Here is a 15,747-nt window from a genome sequence, read left to right on the forward strand (position 1 = left end):
CCCGGCAGCGTCTCTGGAATGCAAGGCTTTTGTCCGCCCACGACGCAATGTGCATTCCGGTTACTCATGCTCTTGCGGGACATCAGAATCGTTCCCGAGAAAATTGGTCCTGCCCCCTGCCCTGGCCGTACTGGAGTTCGGCGTTAATTCTGCGCTTACGCCCACACGGGAGCATCTCGTCCAGATGCCGGGGCGATAGCACCGGCCGGCGACGCTTCAAGCGCCGCGCGCTCGGCGGTTTATGACCACCCAAGAAGAGACAAGTTGCCGTTGGACGGACAGCACCGTGTGCACTACGCTGGCCACAACAGGGCGTTGTGAGGGGCATTTGCAAGCGTATATGATGGTATTGTTTCGCTGGGCAGCCAGTGTGCTGATGGTCGTCAGCCTGGTCTTCAGCGCGACCCCGGGCACGGCACAGGTCCCATCGGTGCTCGAGGAGATGACCCTGATCACCCAGGGGGCCGATCAGGCCTCCTTCCTGCTGCGCTTCTCGCCCACCGAGCCACAACATGCAGCGGTGAACCTGAACCCGCGCAGGCCCGAGCTGCTGATGCGCGCAACGCTCCGGGCCCCGCGCGTGTCTCTCCAGGTGACTCCCAACGGCCTCGTCCGTCAGGTGAGCTTCGACAATTCCAACGGCGACCTGCTGGTGCGGTTCGACACGTCGATGCCCTCGAGCGTCAAGGCTGAGCCGGCAGGCAACAGGGGCGTCCAGGTCACCCTGACCCGGATCAGCGAGGAGGAAGCGACGGGAAGTCGTCCACTCGGGTCGGCCGGCGAGGCGGTCGTGCCCGCGACCGACCTTCCGGGCTTTGCCCAGGGCGCTCCGAGAGACACCTATATCCCGGGCGACGCTTACGAACTGGTGCCGCTGAAATACGCCGACGTCAGCGAAGTGATCGGACTGCTGGTCGAAGGCCAGACCATTCAGCCCAACAACGTCTTCATCCGACGTGAGCCGGGCTTCGGATCGGTGGCCTCAAGCAATCAGCAAAACTTCAACAGCTTCCAGAACCGGCCCGAACGCGAAAGCGTGCCGCTCGGCGAGTCCTTCCCCGGTCAGGGCATGGCGATCGACCGTCGCTTGAACGCCATCTGGATCACCGGAACGCCGGAGCGGATCGCCCGGGTCAAGGACCAGATCGCGCTGATCGACATCCCGGTGGACTCGGTGATCCTGGAGACCCAGTTCGTCGAGTTGACCGAACAGGGGGTGCGCAACCTGGGCATCGATTTCAACAATCCGTCCGGCCAGATCGCCGTGGGCACCCTGCAGACCGGCGCGAACCTCCCCTTCGGGATCGATCCCGAGTCGGTTCTCCCTTCGGGTGCATTGCAGGCGTCCCTCTACGCCCAGGTGCTGAGCGGTGAAGGACGCATCGTGTCACGTCCCCGGATCGCCGCCCAAAGCGGCTCGACCGCGAAGATCATCACGGGCGACGCCCTGCCGATCCTGACGTCCATCGCCCTGTCCGGCGTCAACGCTGTTTCCCAGCAGGTCCAGTACGTGAATGTCGGGGTCACCCTGCAGATCGCGCCGCGGGTCAGCTCGGACGGATTCGTGACGTCACAGATCTACGGCGTGGTCTCGTCGGTGACAGGGTTTTCGCAGGGCTTTCCGACGATCAGCCAGCGCGAGGCCGAGACTTCGGCCTCGGTGCGGGATGGCGAGACCTTTGTCATCGGCGGGCTGACACAGGAGAACACGCTGACGACCACATCCAGGGTTCCCCTGCTCGGGGACATTCCGTTCCTTGGTAATCTGTTCCAGGTCAATCGCTCGACCCGCTCGAAGACCGAGCTCTATATCATCATAACGCCCCGTATCGTTCGCCACCGCCGGTTTGAACTTCAGTCCGACGCTGACCCTCTCCCGGCCGGCGGGACTCCGCAGACGCGATAATCCGGGTTCAGCCTGTCACAAGGCTCTGCACACAGATCACCGGGGACCCGCAGGTTCAATTAGCGATGTCTTGCGTCCGATCGACGCCGGGACTGTGAACAGGTTCTTTCAAGCTTAACGAGAAAATTTCGTCGACAAGGCGAAATTGTGTCCATAGCGTGGCCTTGGTTGTGAAGGACGCATTGGCCCCGATCGCAATCCTCAACAAAGGAAATCCAAGGTGAAAAGACTTACTGTTTTAGCGCTTGCGAGCCTTCCGCTGTTCGCTCTGGCACTGCCAGCCCAGGCCCAGGTCGCCGGAGACCTGGTTCCCAACAGCTACATCTGCGTGTTCAACAAGGGTTCGGTATCTCGCGGCAACGCCCAGGCGGAAGCCCATCGGTCGGCCCAGGCCGGCGGGGGTCAGGTGACACACGTGTACAGCGTCGCCATCCAGGGTTTCTCGGCCAACCTGCCGCCGCAAGCGCTCGCGCGGGTCCAGGCGGCCAATCCGAACATCGCCTATTGCGAGCAGGACCAGATTTTCACCATCCCCCCCATCCGGGCAGACGCCAAACCCGGCAGCGGCGGCGGCGTTCAGCCCGCGCAGGAAACCCCCTGGGGGATTGCCCGGGTCAATGGCGGTGCCGCCGGCACCTTCGCAACCGCCTGGGTGATCGACACGGGCATCGACCTCGACCACCCGGACCTTAACGTCGACGTTGTGCGCAGCCGCAGCTTCCTCGACAGGGACACGAACCCGGATGATCAGAACGGCCATGGCACCCACGTCTCGGGAACCATCGCCGCCCTGGACAACGCCATCGGTGTGATCGGCGTTGCGCCCGGCGCTCCGGTAGTCGCCGTCCGCGTGCTTGATCGTCGCGGCAGCGGCACCACTTCAGGTGTCATCGCCGGGGTCGACTATGTGGCGCAATACGGCCGCCCCGGCGACGTCGCCAACATGAGCCTCGGTGGCGGAGTCAGCCAGGTGCTCGATGACGCCGTGGTCGCGGCTGCGGCGGGCGGTGTCCGCTTCGCCCTCGCGGCCGGTAACGAAAGCGACAATGCCAACAACCATTCGCCTGCCCGGGCGAACGGTCCGAATGTCTACACCGTTTCGGCCTTCGCGATCGGCGACAACTGGGCGTACTACTCAAACTTCGGAAACCCGCCGATCGATTATGCCGAGCCGGGCACGTCGATTAAATCCACCTGGATGGGGGCCGGCTACAACACCATCAGCGGCACCTCGATGGCGACACCACACCTTGCCGGCGTGCTGCTGGCCGGCGCGGTCCGCAACGGCGGCGCGGTTATCGGGGACCCCGACGGCAATCCCGATCCGATCGGCGTTCGATAGGATTATTGTGCTGACGTGTTGAACGAACAGAAGGGGCGGCCATGCGGCCGCCCCTTCATTTTTCGCGATCATGATTACCGCGACCAGCCGGAAGTCGCCCTGGCTGAGTGGAAGACGCTCGTCGGATTGTCTCTGCGCACCCTGCCCAACCTGCGCTCCCTGGAGACAGGTTAGCGCTAGACTGACAGCCCCTTCGTCCGACTGCCGACGCAGGAACTCCGGCCCGGTTCAGTAGTTTGGCCGTCATGGAAAAGCTGTTTGTCCGTTTCGCCACTGCCACCGCCAAAGTGGCTGGCAACCCGTGGACCTTTCTGGGCTGCGCCCTGATCGTATTGGCATGGGCCGGAAGTGGGCCGATCTTCAAATTCAGCGAAACCTGGCAACTGGTCATCAACACCGGGACGACCATCATCACGTTCCTCATGGTGTTTTTGATTCAAAACACACAAAACCGGGATGGTGCCGCCATTCACGCGAAGCTGGATGAGCTCGTGTTCGCCTTGAAGCAGGCTGACCCACGATTCATCGGCATCGAGCACCTGACGGAAAAAGACCTGGCTGAAATCCTCGATGAGGTTGAGGCCCGGGGCGTTGCTTCTGGCAAAGGGAAACCCGCTCGCGCTGTTAAGGGCAAACGGGGAGTCAGGGCCTCGGGCGTTGATGCCCAAAAGAAGCGCAAGGCCCCGTCCAGGTAAGCTGGAGCTTCTGACGTCGTGCTCGCATGTCCTCGAAAGTTGCGAAACCATCGCATTCATTAATAGTGATGTTTTTCTGAGTCTTGGTTCAAACAGTTGCCGCTTGAAGCGATTGTAGCCCGCAGCATGGCTGGCAAGGAACCGTGACCCTGAGCCCGGGGATTTGAACCGCTGCTTTCGATCCCGCCGCCGCATCACGAGGCGGAAAGTCCCCCGGTAAACAAATTGCGCCCTTCCCGCCCTTCCTGCGCCGTGCCCCGCTGACGCCCCTCAGCTTCCCGGAAAATCACCCGCGAAAACCCGCCCGATCCGCCGCCGTGCCAGACTGTTTGCACCCCGTCGCACGGGCAGCTCGCCCGGCCGCCACAGCCGAATGGCGAACACTCGCCCTAGCCTTCACACCGCCTGCCAGGGTGCGACCGGTGGAGAAGCGTAGGAGTTGGACTGACAGCATCGACCGACGACAGCCGGCAGCCGGCAGCGACATCCGGCATCCGGCATCCGACAGGGGTGGGAATAAACCGGTGCCCGGCGCGGTCATATCTCCATGAACGTCACGAGACAGGTCCCCACCACATGAACGAGCACACGCGCGACCGCATGGACCGACGCGGCCTGCTTCAATGTATGGGCTGGGTCGGTACAGGTGCCCTCTTTACAATGACGGCGGGTTGCGCGGCCTCTACGAGCCTGGATCGGGCCCTTGCCGCCCAAACATCCCCCCGGGCGACCACGGGTTTTTCCTTCCTGCAAATCAGCGACACCCATATCGGCTTTAACCGGCCGGCCAATCCCGATGCCCGGGCCACCTGTCGCCAGGCCGTCGACATGATCAAGGGGCTCACCGTCAAGCCGGATTTCATCCTGCACACCGGCGACATCAGCCACCTTTCGAAGGACGTTGAGTTCGCGGATGCCGACGATATCCTGAGCGAGGCCGGACTGCCGATCTTCCACGTGCCGGGCGAGCACGACATGCTGGATGAAGGCGGCGGACAGGCCTACCTCGCCCGTTACGGCCGCGGGACCCTCGGTGCCGGCTGGTACAGTTTCGATCATGGCGGCGTGCATTTTGTGGCCCTGATCAATGTCGCCGACCTCCGGCCAGGCGGCATGGGCAAACTGGGAATCGAGCAACTGGCCTGGCTGCGCGACGACCTGGGCGGACAGTCGGACAGCACGCCGATCGTGGTGTTCGCCCACATACCGCTTTGGACGGTCTACGCCGACTGGGGCTGGGGGACTGATGACAGCGCCGAGGCGCTGACGCTGCTGCGCCGGTTTGGCTCCGTCACAGTCCTGAACGGGCACATCCATCAGGTGCTTCAGAAGACGGAAGGCAACATCCGTTTTCACAGCGCGCTATCCACGGCCTATCCGCAGCCGGCACCGGGTACCGCACCTTCACCCGGCCCCCTGGTTGTTCCCGCCGGCCGGCTCCATGCCCTGCTCGGTATCCGCACGGCCAGCGTCGTCAGCGGCGACGGTCCCATCGCCCTGCTCGACACACCCCTCTCCTGATCTCGAACCATCATCGGAACACATCATGTCCAACCGCCTCAGTGATATTCTGCTCCATCGTCTGGCCTTGCCGGGCCTCATCGTCTTCGTTGTGGCCCTGGGTCTGCCCGCGGCCGCAGCCCCTCCTGCAGCCCACCCGCCCAGTCGCCACGGACCGGCGACACCCCGGGCGGCACCTCCCCTGGTGCCGGCGACGAGCCACACCGTGGCCATCCGGAATTTTGTCTTCGTCCCGGCGACACTGACGGTACCCGTCGGCACGACCGTGACCTGGACGAACGGCGATGAGGCTCCGCACACCGTAGTCGCCACGGCACGCGGCTTTCGTTCGACCGCCCTGGATACGGACGATACCTATTCGTTCACATTCACGACCTCCGGCGACTTCGCCTATTTCTGCTCGCTTCATCCCAATATGACCGGCAGAATAATCGTGACGCCGCGTTGAGCCAAGGCGGCCCGGGAGGCTCCATCGTGAATGAGACGGCGACCTCTTCCGGGCCCCGTCTCGCGTTCGACGCTGCAGGCGCAGAGCGTGAGCGGACGGCGTCGTTTCGCGAGACGATGCTGCCCCTGATGGATTCAGCCTACACGCTCGCCCGCTATCTGAGCCGCGATCCGGTCGCCGCCGAGGATATCGTGCAGGATGCCTATCTGAGAGCCTTCCGGTCCTTTCATACACACCGGGGCAAAGCCCCGAAGCCATGGTTGCTGGCCATCGTGCGTAACTGTTTCCTGACGTGGGTGAAGGCTGAACAGACCCGGCACTTGCGTTTCCAGACGCTGGACCGCGAAGCCGAAGACGCAATTTCGTTCATCGACAGACATGCGATCGATCATGACGACCCTGAGGTGCTGCTGCTCCGCCGCCACGACACGGAAACCGTTCGAAGGGCGCTGGAGGGGCTGCCGGAACCCTTTCGCGAATGCCTGATGCTCCGTGAAATCGAAGACCTTTCCTACAAGGAAATCGCACGACTCACCGAGGCCCCCCTCGGCACGGTGATGTCGAGGCTCGCCCGGGGCCGGCAGATGATGGGGAGCCTGCTGCGCATGAACGGCCAGACGCCGGAAGGAAGCCCGCAATGACGTCTTGCTCGGATCGCATCGCCCTCCTCAATGCCCTGATCGACGGTGAACTCGATGCCGTCAACAGTGTGGAGATCGAAGGTCATCTCGAGACCTGCGAGGGGTGTCGGAAAGAAGTCGAGCAGCTTCAGGCCATCAGGGAGACCCTGGCCGATCTCGGCCTACGCAGCCCTGCGCCGCAAGGTCTGCGCGATCGCATAAAACTGGTTCTGGACGACGAGGAACAACCTCACCGGCATCGCAGGCTGGCTCTCGTTCGCCACCCCTGGAGGATCGCCATCGGATCGGTCGCGGCGATCGCTGCAGCCATGACGGTGATCGTCACCCTGCCTTCATTCACGACCGTGGGCCTGCAGGACCAACTTGTCGCCAGTCACGTGCGATCGCTTCTGGCAGCTCACCTTATCGATGTCACCGCCTCTGATCGTCATGTGGTCAAGCCATGGTTCAACGGTCGGGTCGACATCGCCCCGGCCGTCGTCGACCTGGCAGACCTGGGTTTTCCGCTGATCGGCGGCAGACTCGACTATGTCAAAGGGCGCGTCGTTCCGGTCCTCGTCTATCGAGACCGCCTCCACACCATCAACGTCTTTGTGCGGCCTGCGGGCCCGGGTTCGGCCCTGCATGGGCTCACGGCGCGACGGGACGGCTACAGCCTCGTTCGCTGGTCGCGCGACGGGCTGGAGTACTGGGCAGTCTCCGACATCGACCCGCGCGAGCTCGATCGGTTCTCGCGCGCGTTTGAGGCGGCGCTGTCAGCTCCGACCTAGCTGGACGAAAGTATGACCCTGAGCCCGGGGATTTGAACCGCTGCTTTCGATCCCGCCGCCGCATCACGAGGCGGAAAGTCCCCCGGTAAACAAATTGCGCCCTTCCCGCCCTTCCTGCGCCGTGCCCCGCTGACGCCCCTCAGCTTCCCGGAAAATCACCCGCGAAAACGCGCCCGATCCGCCGCCGTGCCAGACTATTTGCACCCCGTCGCACGAGCAGCTCGCCCGGCCGTCGATCCGAAGTGGGGGGGCAGGCTGGAGACAGCTTGGCGTTGGCCTACCGGCACCACGGGACCCTCACAACGTCGTGGCCCGCAACAAAACGCTCGCCACTGCGTTCGCCGCTGGCAGGTGGGCGGTAAATCCACGGTCTCAGAGACAGGGGTGTAAGGACTTGGTCGGGCATTCGAAACCGTCACAACGGCCGGTGCGTCGCGAACGCGCCACCAAACCGGCCGACATTTCCCGCCACGGCTGGATCGAGGTCCTGCGGTCCGCCTGGTCCAACGGTGCCGAGCATCAACTCCCGGCCGCCGCCGCCGCCGCGGCCTTCTACGGCTTCCTCGCCTTCGTGCCGGCGGTGGCGGCATTCGGCTCGGCGTGGGGCCTGATCGGCGATGCCGACGACCTGAGTCAGAAAGTTGATGCCTTCCAGGACATGGTCCCCTCCAGCGTGCTGGAACTCGTCCGGATGGAGGCGCTCCGCTTCACCCACGGCACCCCGGCCCATCTGGTCATGGCGACCGCCTTCTTCACCGTCGTTTCTATCGCGGCGGCCAGCTCCAGCTTGCGCGCCCTGATGATCGGCCTGAACACCGCCTTCCGCCAGAAGGAGACACGCCCCTGGTGGCACCGCCAGGCCCTGGCCGTCGCCTTCGCCATCGCCCTCGCTGCGGCCCTCGCCGGCGAGATCGTCATCGCCTCCCGCGCCAGCAGCATCTCACCGGATCAGGACCTATGGGTCGCGCTCCCGGGCATCGCCTGGCGCTGGGCGGCGCTGGTCGCCGCGTCCGTCGCCTTCCTCTCCGTGCTCTACCGCTACGGGGCCGACCGTCGAAAGGCGCGCTGGCGCTGGGTGACCCCGGGCAGCGTGACCGCCGCCCTTGCGGGTCTCGTCGCTTCGGTCGCAGTGTCCCTCTATGTGGAACACCTCGCCCAGTACGAACGCGTTTACGGTGACCTTGGCCCGGTGCTGGGTCTCGTTATCTGGCTTTGGACAGCGATGATGGTGGTGCTGGCCGGCGCGGAGCTCAACTGGGCCATCGAATGCAAGACCACTGTCGACACCTCCGCCCCGGACGATCCTGACGCGCGTACGGCGGAGACCTGATCGATGCTGTTGAAGGAGGGGACCACCTGTTGGCGCGTTGGCGTCGCCCCGCGCGCCGCATTCCTGCTCGACATGGCTGACTATTTCCTGGCCGCCCGGGACGCGATGTCCAAAGCCAGGCGCTCGGTTCATCTCCTGAACTGGGCCTTCGATCCCGACACCCTGTTCGACCCGCAGCCGGGCTGCACGGGACCGGACTCCGACCGGTTCGGGGCCTTCCTCAGGGATCTGGCCTGCAGCCGGCCGGAGCTGGACGTGCGGGTGCTGTGCTGGAAGTCAGCCCTGCCCATCGCCGCAACCCAGGACTTTTTTCCGCTGAAGGCGCGCAAATGCTTCACGGACACGCCGGTCAAATTCGTGCTGGACGGGGCCCTGCCGGTGGGGGCCTCCCACCACCAGAAGGTCATCATCATCGACGACGCGGTGGCATTCTGCGGCGGCGGCGATATCGGGCCCGACCGCTGGGACACATCCGGTCACCTCGACGACAATCCCCGCCGCGAGAAAACGCCGCGTGATCATAAATGCTTCGACTCCCGCCACGAGGTGATGACGCTGGTCGATGGCGCGCCGGCCCGTGCCCTCGGGCAGTTGTTTCGCGACCGCTGGCTGCGCGCCACGAAGGAAGCCCTGCCCGAGCCTGATGTGACGCCGCCGTCGGCGTGGCCGGCCTGCGTCAAGCCTGACTTTCGCAAGGTCGCGGTCGGTGTGTCGCGGAGCGTGGCGGCCTGGCGCGAGGTTGAGCAGGTGCGCGAGAGCGAGGCGCTCTACCTCGCGTCTTTCGCGGCAGCAAAGCGGTGCATCTATCTGGAAAACCAGTATTTTACCTCACCGATCATGGCCGAGGCCCTTGCCGCGCGTCTGAGCGAGCCGCGCGGGCCGGAGGTCGTTCTCGTCTCGACCCAGCATTCGCCCAGCTATTTCGACCAGATGACCATGGACCGGACCCGGTCGATGTTCCTCAAGCGGTTGAAGGAGGCCGACAAACACGGTCGCTTCCATGCCTACAGCCCGGTGACCACCCTGGGCCGCACGATCATCGTCCACGCCAAGATGGCGATCATCGACGATGTCCTGTTGCGCGTCGGCTCGAGTAATCTGAACAACCGCTCGTTCGGCTTCGACACCGAGTGTGATCTATCGATCGAAGCGTCGCGGGGCCCCCGAAACGCCCCGGAGCGCACCCGCATCGCCGACATAAGAACCGGCATCATCGCCCACTGGTTCGGATGTGAAAGATCCGTTGTGCAGGCGGAAATCGACAGAACAAACAGTTTTGGACGGGCCATAGAGGCGCTGCGTCTGGCCGGTTACTGCCGCCTGCGCCCCCTGGAACCGACGGAGATCGGGCCGGTCGCCACTTTCATCGCGACCTTCCACCTCGGTGACCCGATAACGCCCCGGGACTCGTGGCGACCCTGGAACCGCCGATCCCGACTGAAAGCCAGCCTTGCGGCGGCGGCTCGCAGAGTGGAGCGCGCAGGCCTCCCGACCCCGCCGCGCCGGCTCAGCAAAAAATCGGTCTAGGGGTACACCGTCGCAATCAACGGCTCACCCCACCCTCATCCGCAGTCCGCCGGCCGCAATGCGGTTGCCGCATCAACGCGAAGGCGGCAAAGGGTCGGGCTGCTGGCAGGAGGCAGCCGCTCAGCCGGCCTCAACCGTTCCGGAAGCGTCCGCTTTCATCTGCCTGACAAAATCGACCCAATTCTCATCCTCCATATGGCTATGGTCGCGAACGACACCCTGCTCGTCGATGAAGATGTAGGACGGGATGAGGTTGTTCGGGTTCAGGCGACGCCGTCCGTCAGCCTCCAAATGGAGGACATGGGTCTCAAGCGCAGAGTCCCCGACAACTGCGGAAACACCATGTCTGTCATCGGCTGAGACAATCCAGAAGGTCACGCCGGAGCGCTTCATACCCGGAAGCATGGCCAGAAGGTCGGGACGCTTGGCGACGCACTGCGGGCACCCGGAAGACATGAAGACAAGCACGGTGTTCTTGCCCGCGAGATCATCAGACGTGACCAGGGCACCGTCCGAATTCCTTCGACCCTCGAACGTCGGCAGGACTGTGCCGATTTCAGGTCCTGCGGCCGGAATTGACGCTTCCAGCGTCGCCACGCGCGTGGCCAGGCGCAACACCAGGAAAAGGGTGAGGGCCGATATGAAGAGCAGAAACCCGACGGTGAACTCGAGCACGGTGGTGATCATTCCGGAACAGTCCTCCCGTCAACGAAATGACAGCGACACGATGTCTGACAGCCGAATGGACAGGATCGCCGTGATCAGCGCGACACCGAACATCATGACCAGGCCGGCAACGGAAAGGACGGCCCGACCGTCGAATTGAGCGACGTAGAACGCGCAGGCAGCCAACGAACCGACACTGCGGACCAGATCGGAAATTGAAACCTCGTGCGACGCTCCGCCGAAACAGTTGCAGGCAACCGGTGTCCTGCGGAGCAGGACCATCGAGATCACTCCGGTGAACCCCAGGAAGAGAACCGCCGCCGCTGTGATCCCGACCCGTGCCGCCTCGCCGCCGATCAGCAGCAGGAATGCGACCAGCACTTCCACGGCGACGACTCCGATGGCCACAGCCCCGCTCCCGGCACCGGGAACGTCAAACAGGATCTCGAGCGTACCTTGAAATGCCCGGATGTTCGCGAACTTCCCTGCCGCCCCGGCAAAGAGGAGCAGCATCACATAGAAGCGACACGCCTCGCCAATGTACGCGCCTATGTGATTCATTCGACCACACAAGATTCCCATTGCGGTCCGACTCCCGCAGGGCTGCGCCGACGACACCGGCCTCCCGTACGGGTCGCCACGATCGTATCAGTCCAGCTTTCGTCCGGGTCAACGCGCCCCCCGGCCCCGATCGACCCGCGTATCGTCCGGGCAACTTCCCACGCCAGATCCTCTGTCGCTGCATCTGCCCGCATCGGCAGGCCAAGGGTCGCCATATCTTCTCGCGTAAGCGCGTAGGTATGAGAATGGTGTCCGTAGAGCAGCCGGTCGACCACCTCCGCGCTATCATTTTCCTCCGGCGATCGTGTCGCCAAGGATCGCAATTCGAGGCAGATCCCACGCGTCTCCAGGCAGGAACGATAGAAGGACGTCAACGTCGTGGGAAAGATGCTCTCACAGAGAATCGTCATGGCCGCGCCCTTGGCCTCCTCACCTGACACACCGAACCATTGCTGGGTCATTTCGCCGAACAACCGGACGTCCTGGGCCGATATCGCGAGAGGCCCCTGTTCCGATGTTGGCGACCCCGCCTGAAGCAAGGGATCGATCGGCGAAAACACCGCGACCTGGCCCGCAATGATTTCATGGGCTGCCAGAGCCACAATCGTGCCGGAGGACTCACACCGGTCCGGAACGATGAGGGTGAGATGGTCTGTGAATTCATGCAGGAGCAAAGCGACCCGTCGCGCGGCGTTCACAATACCACCCCGGCAATAGAACAGGACATCCAGCCTCTCGGTCCGTCCCATCTCGTGCAGAACATCATACAGGGACGGCAGCAGGTCGAGTTCAAGATTGGAAGCCGCCAGAACCAGCACGCGGCTTTGTCGCTGTGTCTCGATCTGTTCGATGAGGGACCCGATCTTCACGGCAACCCTTTCTGCACGGCGTCCGCCAGACATCTGGCGACATGGCTGGTCATATCCAGGCTCGGAACAAGCTGCTCAACGAACAGGAACTGCCCGACCGGATTGTTCTCCAGAAAAACATATCGCCCTTCCGGCGTGACGATCAGATCGATCGCCCCGTATGTCAGCCCGTAGCTATGGACGAACTCCAGGCAGCGACGCGACACTTCTGCTGGCAGATTGTCTGCCTCATAGGAAATTTCCGCCGACATATCTCGACAGTCGATCGCCGTTCGCGGATCGTCCTGTGAGTGGATTTTGGCCGCAAACACGCGATCACCAATAATGGTCACGCGCAGCTCATACGCTTTCAATACATTGGGTTGGAAGAAACTGGGGAGCTCCGCGACGGCGTCGAGCAGATCATCGTCTTCATCAGTGATCAGGGTCGTCGAAAGGTGACCGGCGATCCGGTCTTCAGCGGCGACCTCGTCGGCACCCAGGATCGGCGAAGAGAGCGTCTTGAATATCATCTCGCCACCGATGGTCCGCCGGAACGCTTCGACATCGGCTCGTCGGTTGGTGATCATGGACGGCGGCACGTCGAACCCCATTCTGGCGGCCCGCTGCAACTGTTCGCCCTTCCAGCTCGCGCCCCGCACGGCGAGGGGATGGCTCATCCAGAAACAGTCGAGCGAGTACAGCATGCTGAACAGGATATGCTCCATCTCACCGTCAGCGTAGGCCTTTTCCTGAGGGAGAAGGTCGCCTGATCTGTAGCTGAAATCCGCCTTCTTGCGCATCCAGACGGCACCAATCGTCTCGACCGGCAGAACGTCCCCCGAGGGCAGATGCGTCAATCCTCCGCGCCAGCATCCCTCAGCGAAGCTCAGGGTCATATCAAAATCTCTTGGAAAGGCGTCGAGGTTCAGCCTGAAGGGCGTGTGTCCGACCGCGCCAAGCTTGACCGCCACCTGATCCGCATGAAGGTCAGAGGTGTCCGTAACGATCAGGGCGCGGTTCGCCATACCTGCGCTCTCATGTCTGGATGCCGAGCGCAGGCCGCAGGCAAATCACGGCTCGAAAAAAACAAGGGCCCCACAATGGGGCCCTTGTCTCAGACAGTATGCTGTTCAGCACCAGTAGCCCTTGTCGAGCGGCGCGGGGCGACCGTCGGTATAGACGCTGTCGCGATACATGCCCTGACCGGTGGGGTCGGTGCAGCCAGCCACAGCCACGCCGGCCCGAGCCGTCCATTTGCCGTCCTTCAGGCCGATCGCATTCTGTTTCTTCTCAGCCAACTTGAACGCGAATGTTTTCTTTCCGCTTTCCATAACCAGAGACCCTTCTATAGGTTGAAACGCGACATAGATAATCCACGTCGCAGCGCCACATTCAAGGCGATAGGACAACACTACACCCAGAGGTAGAGACTTCAAGGGTGTCCCATGGTTGATTTTGCATCATGCCCCGGGCACGACAGACCATGAGGCAAAATTCACTTCAGGCTGCATTTCTCTTGAAAGGTGTGCCGTGCCGTTAGGAGGGAGACGGGCCAGTCAGACGACGATTCCGATGCGGCTGCTCTCTTTGCTCTGGCCCCGCAACGAGCCGATGCTGCGACTGAGAGTGGTCGCCGCAGTGTCATTAATCGCCGTGGGAAAGTTCATCACCATCGGCGCGCCGCTGATCTACAAGCAGATCATCGACGTCTTCTCCCTCCAGGCCACCCTGGTCGTGCCTGTCGCCCTGATTGTCGCGTACGGTGTCGCTAATGTCGCCGCCCAGATGGCGGGCGATCTGCGCCAACTGGTTTTCATCAACGTTGCCCAACGGGCGATCCGTCTGACGGCGCTGGAGGTGTTTCAACACCTGCACAGGCTATCGATGCGCTTCCACATCGAGCGTCAGACCGGCGGGTTGTCGCGTATCGTCGAACGGGGCACCGCCAGCATCGAGTTCTTGCTGGAGCTGGTCCTCTTCAGCATCCTGCCGACGCTTCTGGAACTGGTTCTCGTGTGCGCCATCCTTTGGCGATTCTACAGCCCCGACTTCGCCTGGGTGACCCTGGCCAGCATCGGGGTCTACAGCGCATTTACCCTGGTCGTAACCCAGAGGCAGGTGCGTTTGCGCCGCGAGATGAACCAGTTCGACGTGGTCGCCAGCGTCAAGGCCACCGACAGTATCATCAATTATGAGACCGTGAAGTATTTCGGAGCCGAACGTCTTGAGGGCGAGGGTTATGACGCAGCCAAACGCGCCTATGAAAAGGCCGCGGTCCGCAGTCAGACCATGCAGTCCCTGCTCACAATCGGCCAGACGGTGATCATCTCGGCAGGCTCGGTTGCAGTGATGCTGATGGCCGGACGTGGCGTCACCGCCGGCACGATGACAGTTGGAGATTTCGTTCTGGTCAACGCCTATCTGCTCCAGCTCTACGCGCCGCTCAATCTTCTGGCGATGGTTTACAGCAGCGTCCGGCAGTCCGTCACCGACATCGAAGTCATGAGCGATCTGCTCCAGCAACCGATCGAAGTCGAAGACTCGTCCCGCGCGACACGTCTGGTGGTGACACGCGGCCACGTCCGTTTCGACCGGGTCTCGTTCGGCTACGACCCACGCAGGCCGATTCTGAAGAATGTGTCGTTCGAAATTCCTCCCGGCAGCACCGTGGCGCTCGTCGGTCCGACCGGAGGCGGAAAATCGACGGTCGCGCGCCTGCTCTTCCGTTTCTACGATGTTGATAGTGGATGCATCACGATCGACGGTCAGGACGTGCGGCTGGTCACCCAGGAGAGTCTGCGGCAGGCGATCGGCGTCGTGCCGCAAGACACGGTTCTGTTCAACGACACCATCTACTACAATATCGCCTATGGCCGGGATGGCGCGAGTCGGGACGAGATCGAAAATGCGGCTCGCTCAGCCCGAATTCACGACTTCATCCAGAGTCTTCCCGAGGGGTACGACAGCCGGGTCGGCGAGCGGGGACTGAAGCTTTCGGGGGGTGAGAAGCAACGGATCGCGATCGCGCGCGTGATCCTGAAACAGCCGTCCATCCTCGTGTTCGACGAAGCCACCAGCGCGTTGGACAGTCGCACGGAACGGGATATTCAAACCAGTCTTGGAGCGGTATCGGCAGAGCGTTCGACGCTGATCATCGCCCACCGCCTGTCCACCATCGTGGAGGCCGACGAGATCCTGGTGATCGATGACGGGCGTATTGTCGAACGCGGGCACCATGAGGATCTTTTAAGCCAGGGCGGCATCTATGCCGGAATGTGGTCGCAGCAAAAACGGAGAGATGCCGCACAGGACCTGGACAGCGACCAGCCGACACTCACTCGTTAAGCCGGTCGAGATAAAACGCCTCTTCCATCGCTTCCCGCGCTGCCAACCGACTGACTCCCCTCACCTTCCAGAAAAAACACCGGCAAAAACCCGCCCGGGTCCAGCGCCGTGCCAGACTGTTTGGGTCCCGTCGCACCGGGAGGC

General features: G+C 62.9%; 15 protein-coding genes. 10 read left to right on the forward strand and 5 right to left on the reverse strand.

All coding sequences use genetic code 11. The features are described 5' to 3' along the window. The first annotated feature begins 340 nt into the window (after positions 1-340). The 9 genes from AAC050_RS03925 (at position 341) to AAC050_RS03965 (ending at position 10,180) form a co-directional block, all read left to right on the forward strand. Positions 341-1,906, forward strand: coding sequence for a secretin N-terminal domain-containing protein (locus AAC050_RS03925; protein ID WP_339913750.1), 1,566 nt, complete (start codon positions 341-343; stop codon positions 1,904-1,906). Positions 1,907-2,321: 415 nt separating this feature from the next. Further along, the gene (locus tag AAC050_RS03930) at positions 2,322-3,248 is read left to right on the forward strand and encodes a S8 family serine peptidase (protein ID WP_339913751.1); all 927 of its coding nucleotides are present in this window, start codon (positions 2,322-2,324) and stop codon (positions 3,246-3,248) included. A 245-nt stretch (positions 3,249-3,493) separates the two neighbouring features. Continuing rightward, the gene (locus AAC050_RS03935; RefSeq protein WP_339913752.1) at positions 3,494-3,943 is read left to right on the forward strand and encodes a low affinity iron permease family protein; all 450 of its coding nucleotides are present in this window, start codon (positions 3,494-3,496) and stop codon (positions 3,941-3,943) included. A 576-nt stretch (positions 3,944-4,519) separates the two neighbouring features. Further along, entirely contained in the window at positions 4,520-5,464 is a 945-nt protein-coding gene (locus tag AAC050_RS03940) for a metallophosphoesterase (protein WP_339913753.1), read from the forward strand. A gap of 25 nt (positions 5,465-5,489) precedes the next feature. Continuing rightward, positions 5,490-5,912, forward strand: a complete 423-nt coding sequence (locus AAC050_RS03945; RefSeq protein WP_339913754.1) for a cupredoxin family copper-binding protein — start codon at positions 5,490-5,492, stop codon at positions 5,910-5,912. Positions 5,913-5,938: 26 nt separating this feature from the next. Then, on the forward strand, positions 5,939-6,553 hold the full coding sequence (locus AAC050_RS03950) for a sigma-70 family RNA polymerase sigma factor (protein ID WP_339913755.1): 615 nt from the start codon (positions 5,939-5,941) through the stop codon (positions 6,551-6,553). Continuing rightward, positions 6,550-7,323, forward strand: a complete 774-nt coding sequence (locus AAC050_RS03955; RefSeq protein WP_339913756.1) for an anti-sigma factor — start codon at positions 6,550-6,552, stop codon at positions 7,321-7,323. Before AAC050_RS03950 ends, AAC050_RS03955 begins: the two co-directional genes overlap by 4 nt. Positions 7,324-7,750: 427 nt before the next feature. Continuing rightward, a complete protein-coding gene (locus tag AAC050_RS03960) occupies positions 7,751-8,653 on the forward strand; it encodes a YihY/virulence factor BrkB family protein (protein ID WP_339913757.1) in 903 nt (300 codons plus the stop codon). 3 nt (positions 8,654-8,656) lie between these two features. Then, complete coding sequence (locus tag AAC050_RS03965) at positions 8,657-10,180, forward strand: phospholipase D-like domain-containing protein (protein ID WP_339913758.1); 1,524 nt, start codon at positions 8,657-8,659, stop codon at positions 10,178-10,180. 120 nt (positions 10,181-10,300) lie between these two features. Here the strand turns inward: AAC050_RS03965 and AAC050_RS03970 are convergent, their stop codons facing one another. The 5 genes from AAC050_RS03970 to AAC050_RS03990 form a co-directional block, all read right to left on the reverse strand. After that, entirely contained in the window at positions 10,301-10,867 is a 567-nt protein-coding gene (locus AAC050_RS03970) for a redoxin family protein (RefSeq protein ID WP_339913759.1), read from the reverse strand. 18 nt (positions 10,868-10,885) lie between these two features. Next, on the reverse strand, positions 10,886-11,428 hold the full coding sequence (locus AAC050_RS03975; RefSeq protein ID WP_339913760.1) for a MauE/DoxX family redox-associated membrane protein: 543 nt from the start codon (positions 11,426-11,428) through the stop codon (positions 10,886-10,888). After that, complete coding sequence (locus AAC050_RS03980) at positions 11,404-12,276, reverse strand: hypothetical protein (protein ID WP_339913761.1); 873 nt, start codon at positions 12,274-12,276, stop codon at positions 11,404-11,406. Before AAC050_RS03980 ends, AAC050_RS03975 begins: the two co-directional genes overlap by 25 nt. Beyond that, complete coding sequence (locus AAC050_RS03985) at positions 12,273-13,283, reverse strand: MvdC/MvdD family ATP grasp protein (protein WP_339913762.1); 1,011 nt, start codon at positions 13,281-13,283, stop codon at positions 12,273-12,275. The genes AAC050_RS03980 and AAC050_RS03985 overlap by 4 nt, the downstream gene beginning before the upstream one ends. A gap of 105 nt (positions 13,284-13,388) precedes the next feature. Then, positions 13,389-13,556: a hypothetical protein gene (locus AAC050_RS03990; RefSeq protein ID WP_339913763.1), complete on the reverse strand. Its 168-nt coding sequence runs from the start codon at positions 13,554-13,556 to the stop codon at positions 13,389-13,391. A 274-nt stretch (positions 13,557-13,830) separates the two neighbouring features. Between AAC050_RS03990 and AAC050_RS03995 the strand changes: the two genes are divergently transcribed. Next, entirely contained in the window at positions 13,831-15,603 is a 1,773-nt protein-coding gene (locus AAC050_RS03995) for an ABC transporter ATP-binding protein/permease (protein WP_339913764.1), read from the forward strand. The last annotated feature ends 144 nt before the right edge of the window (positions 15,604-15,747 follow it).

The sequence above is a fragment of the uncultured Brevundimonas sp. genome (assembly GCF_963974615.1).
Classification (GTDB): Bacteria; Pseudomonadota; Alphaproteobacteria; order Caulobacterales; family Caulobacteraceae; genus Brevundimonas.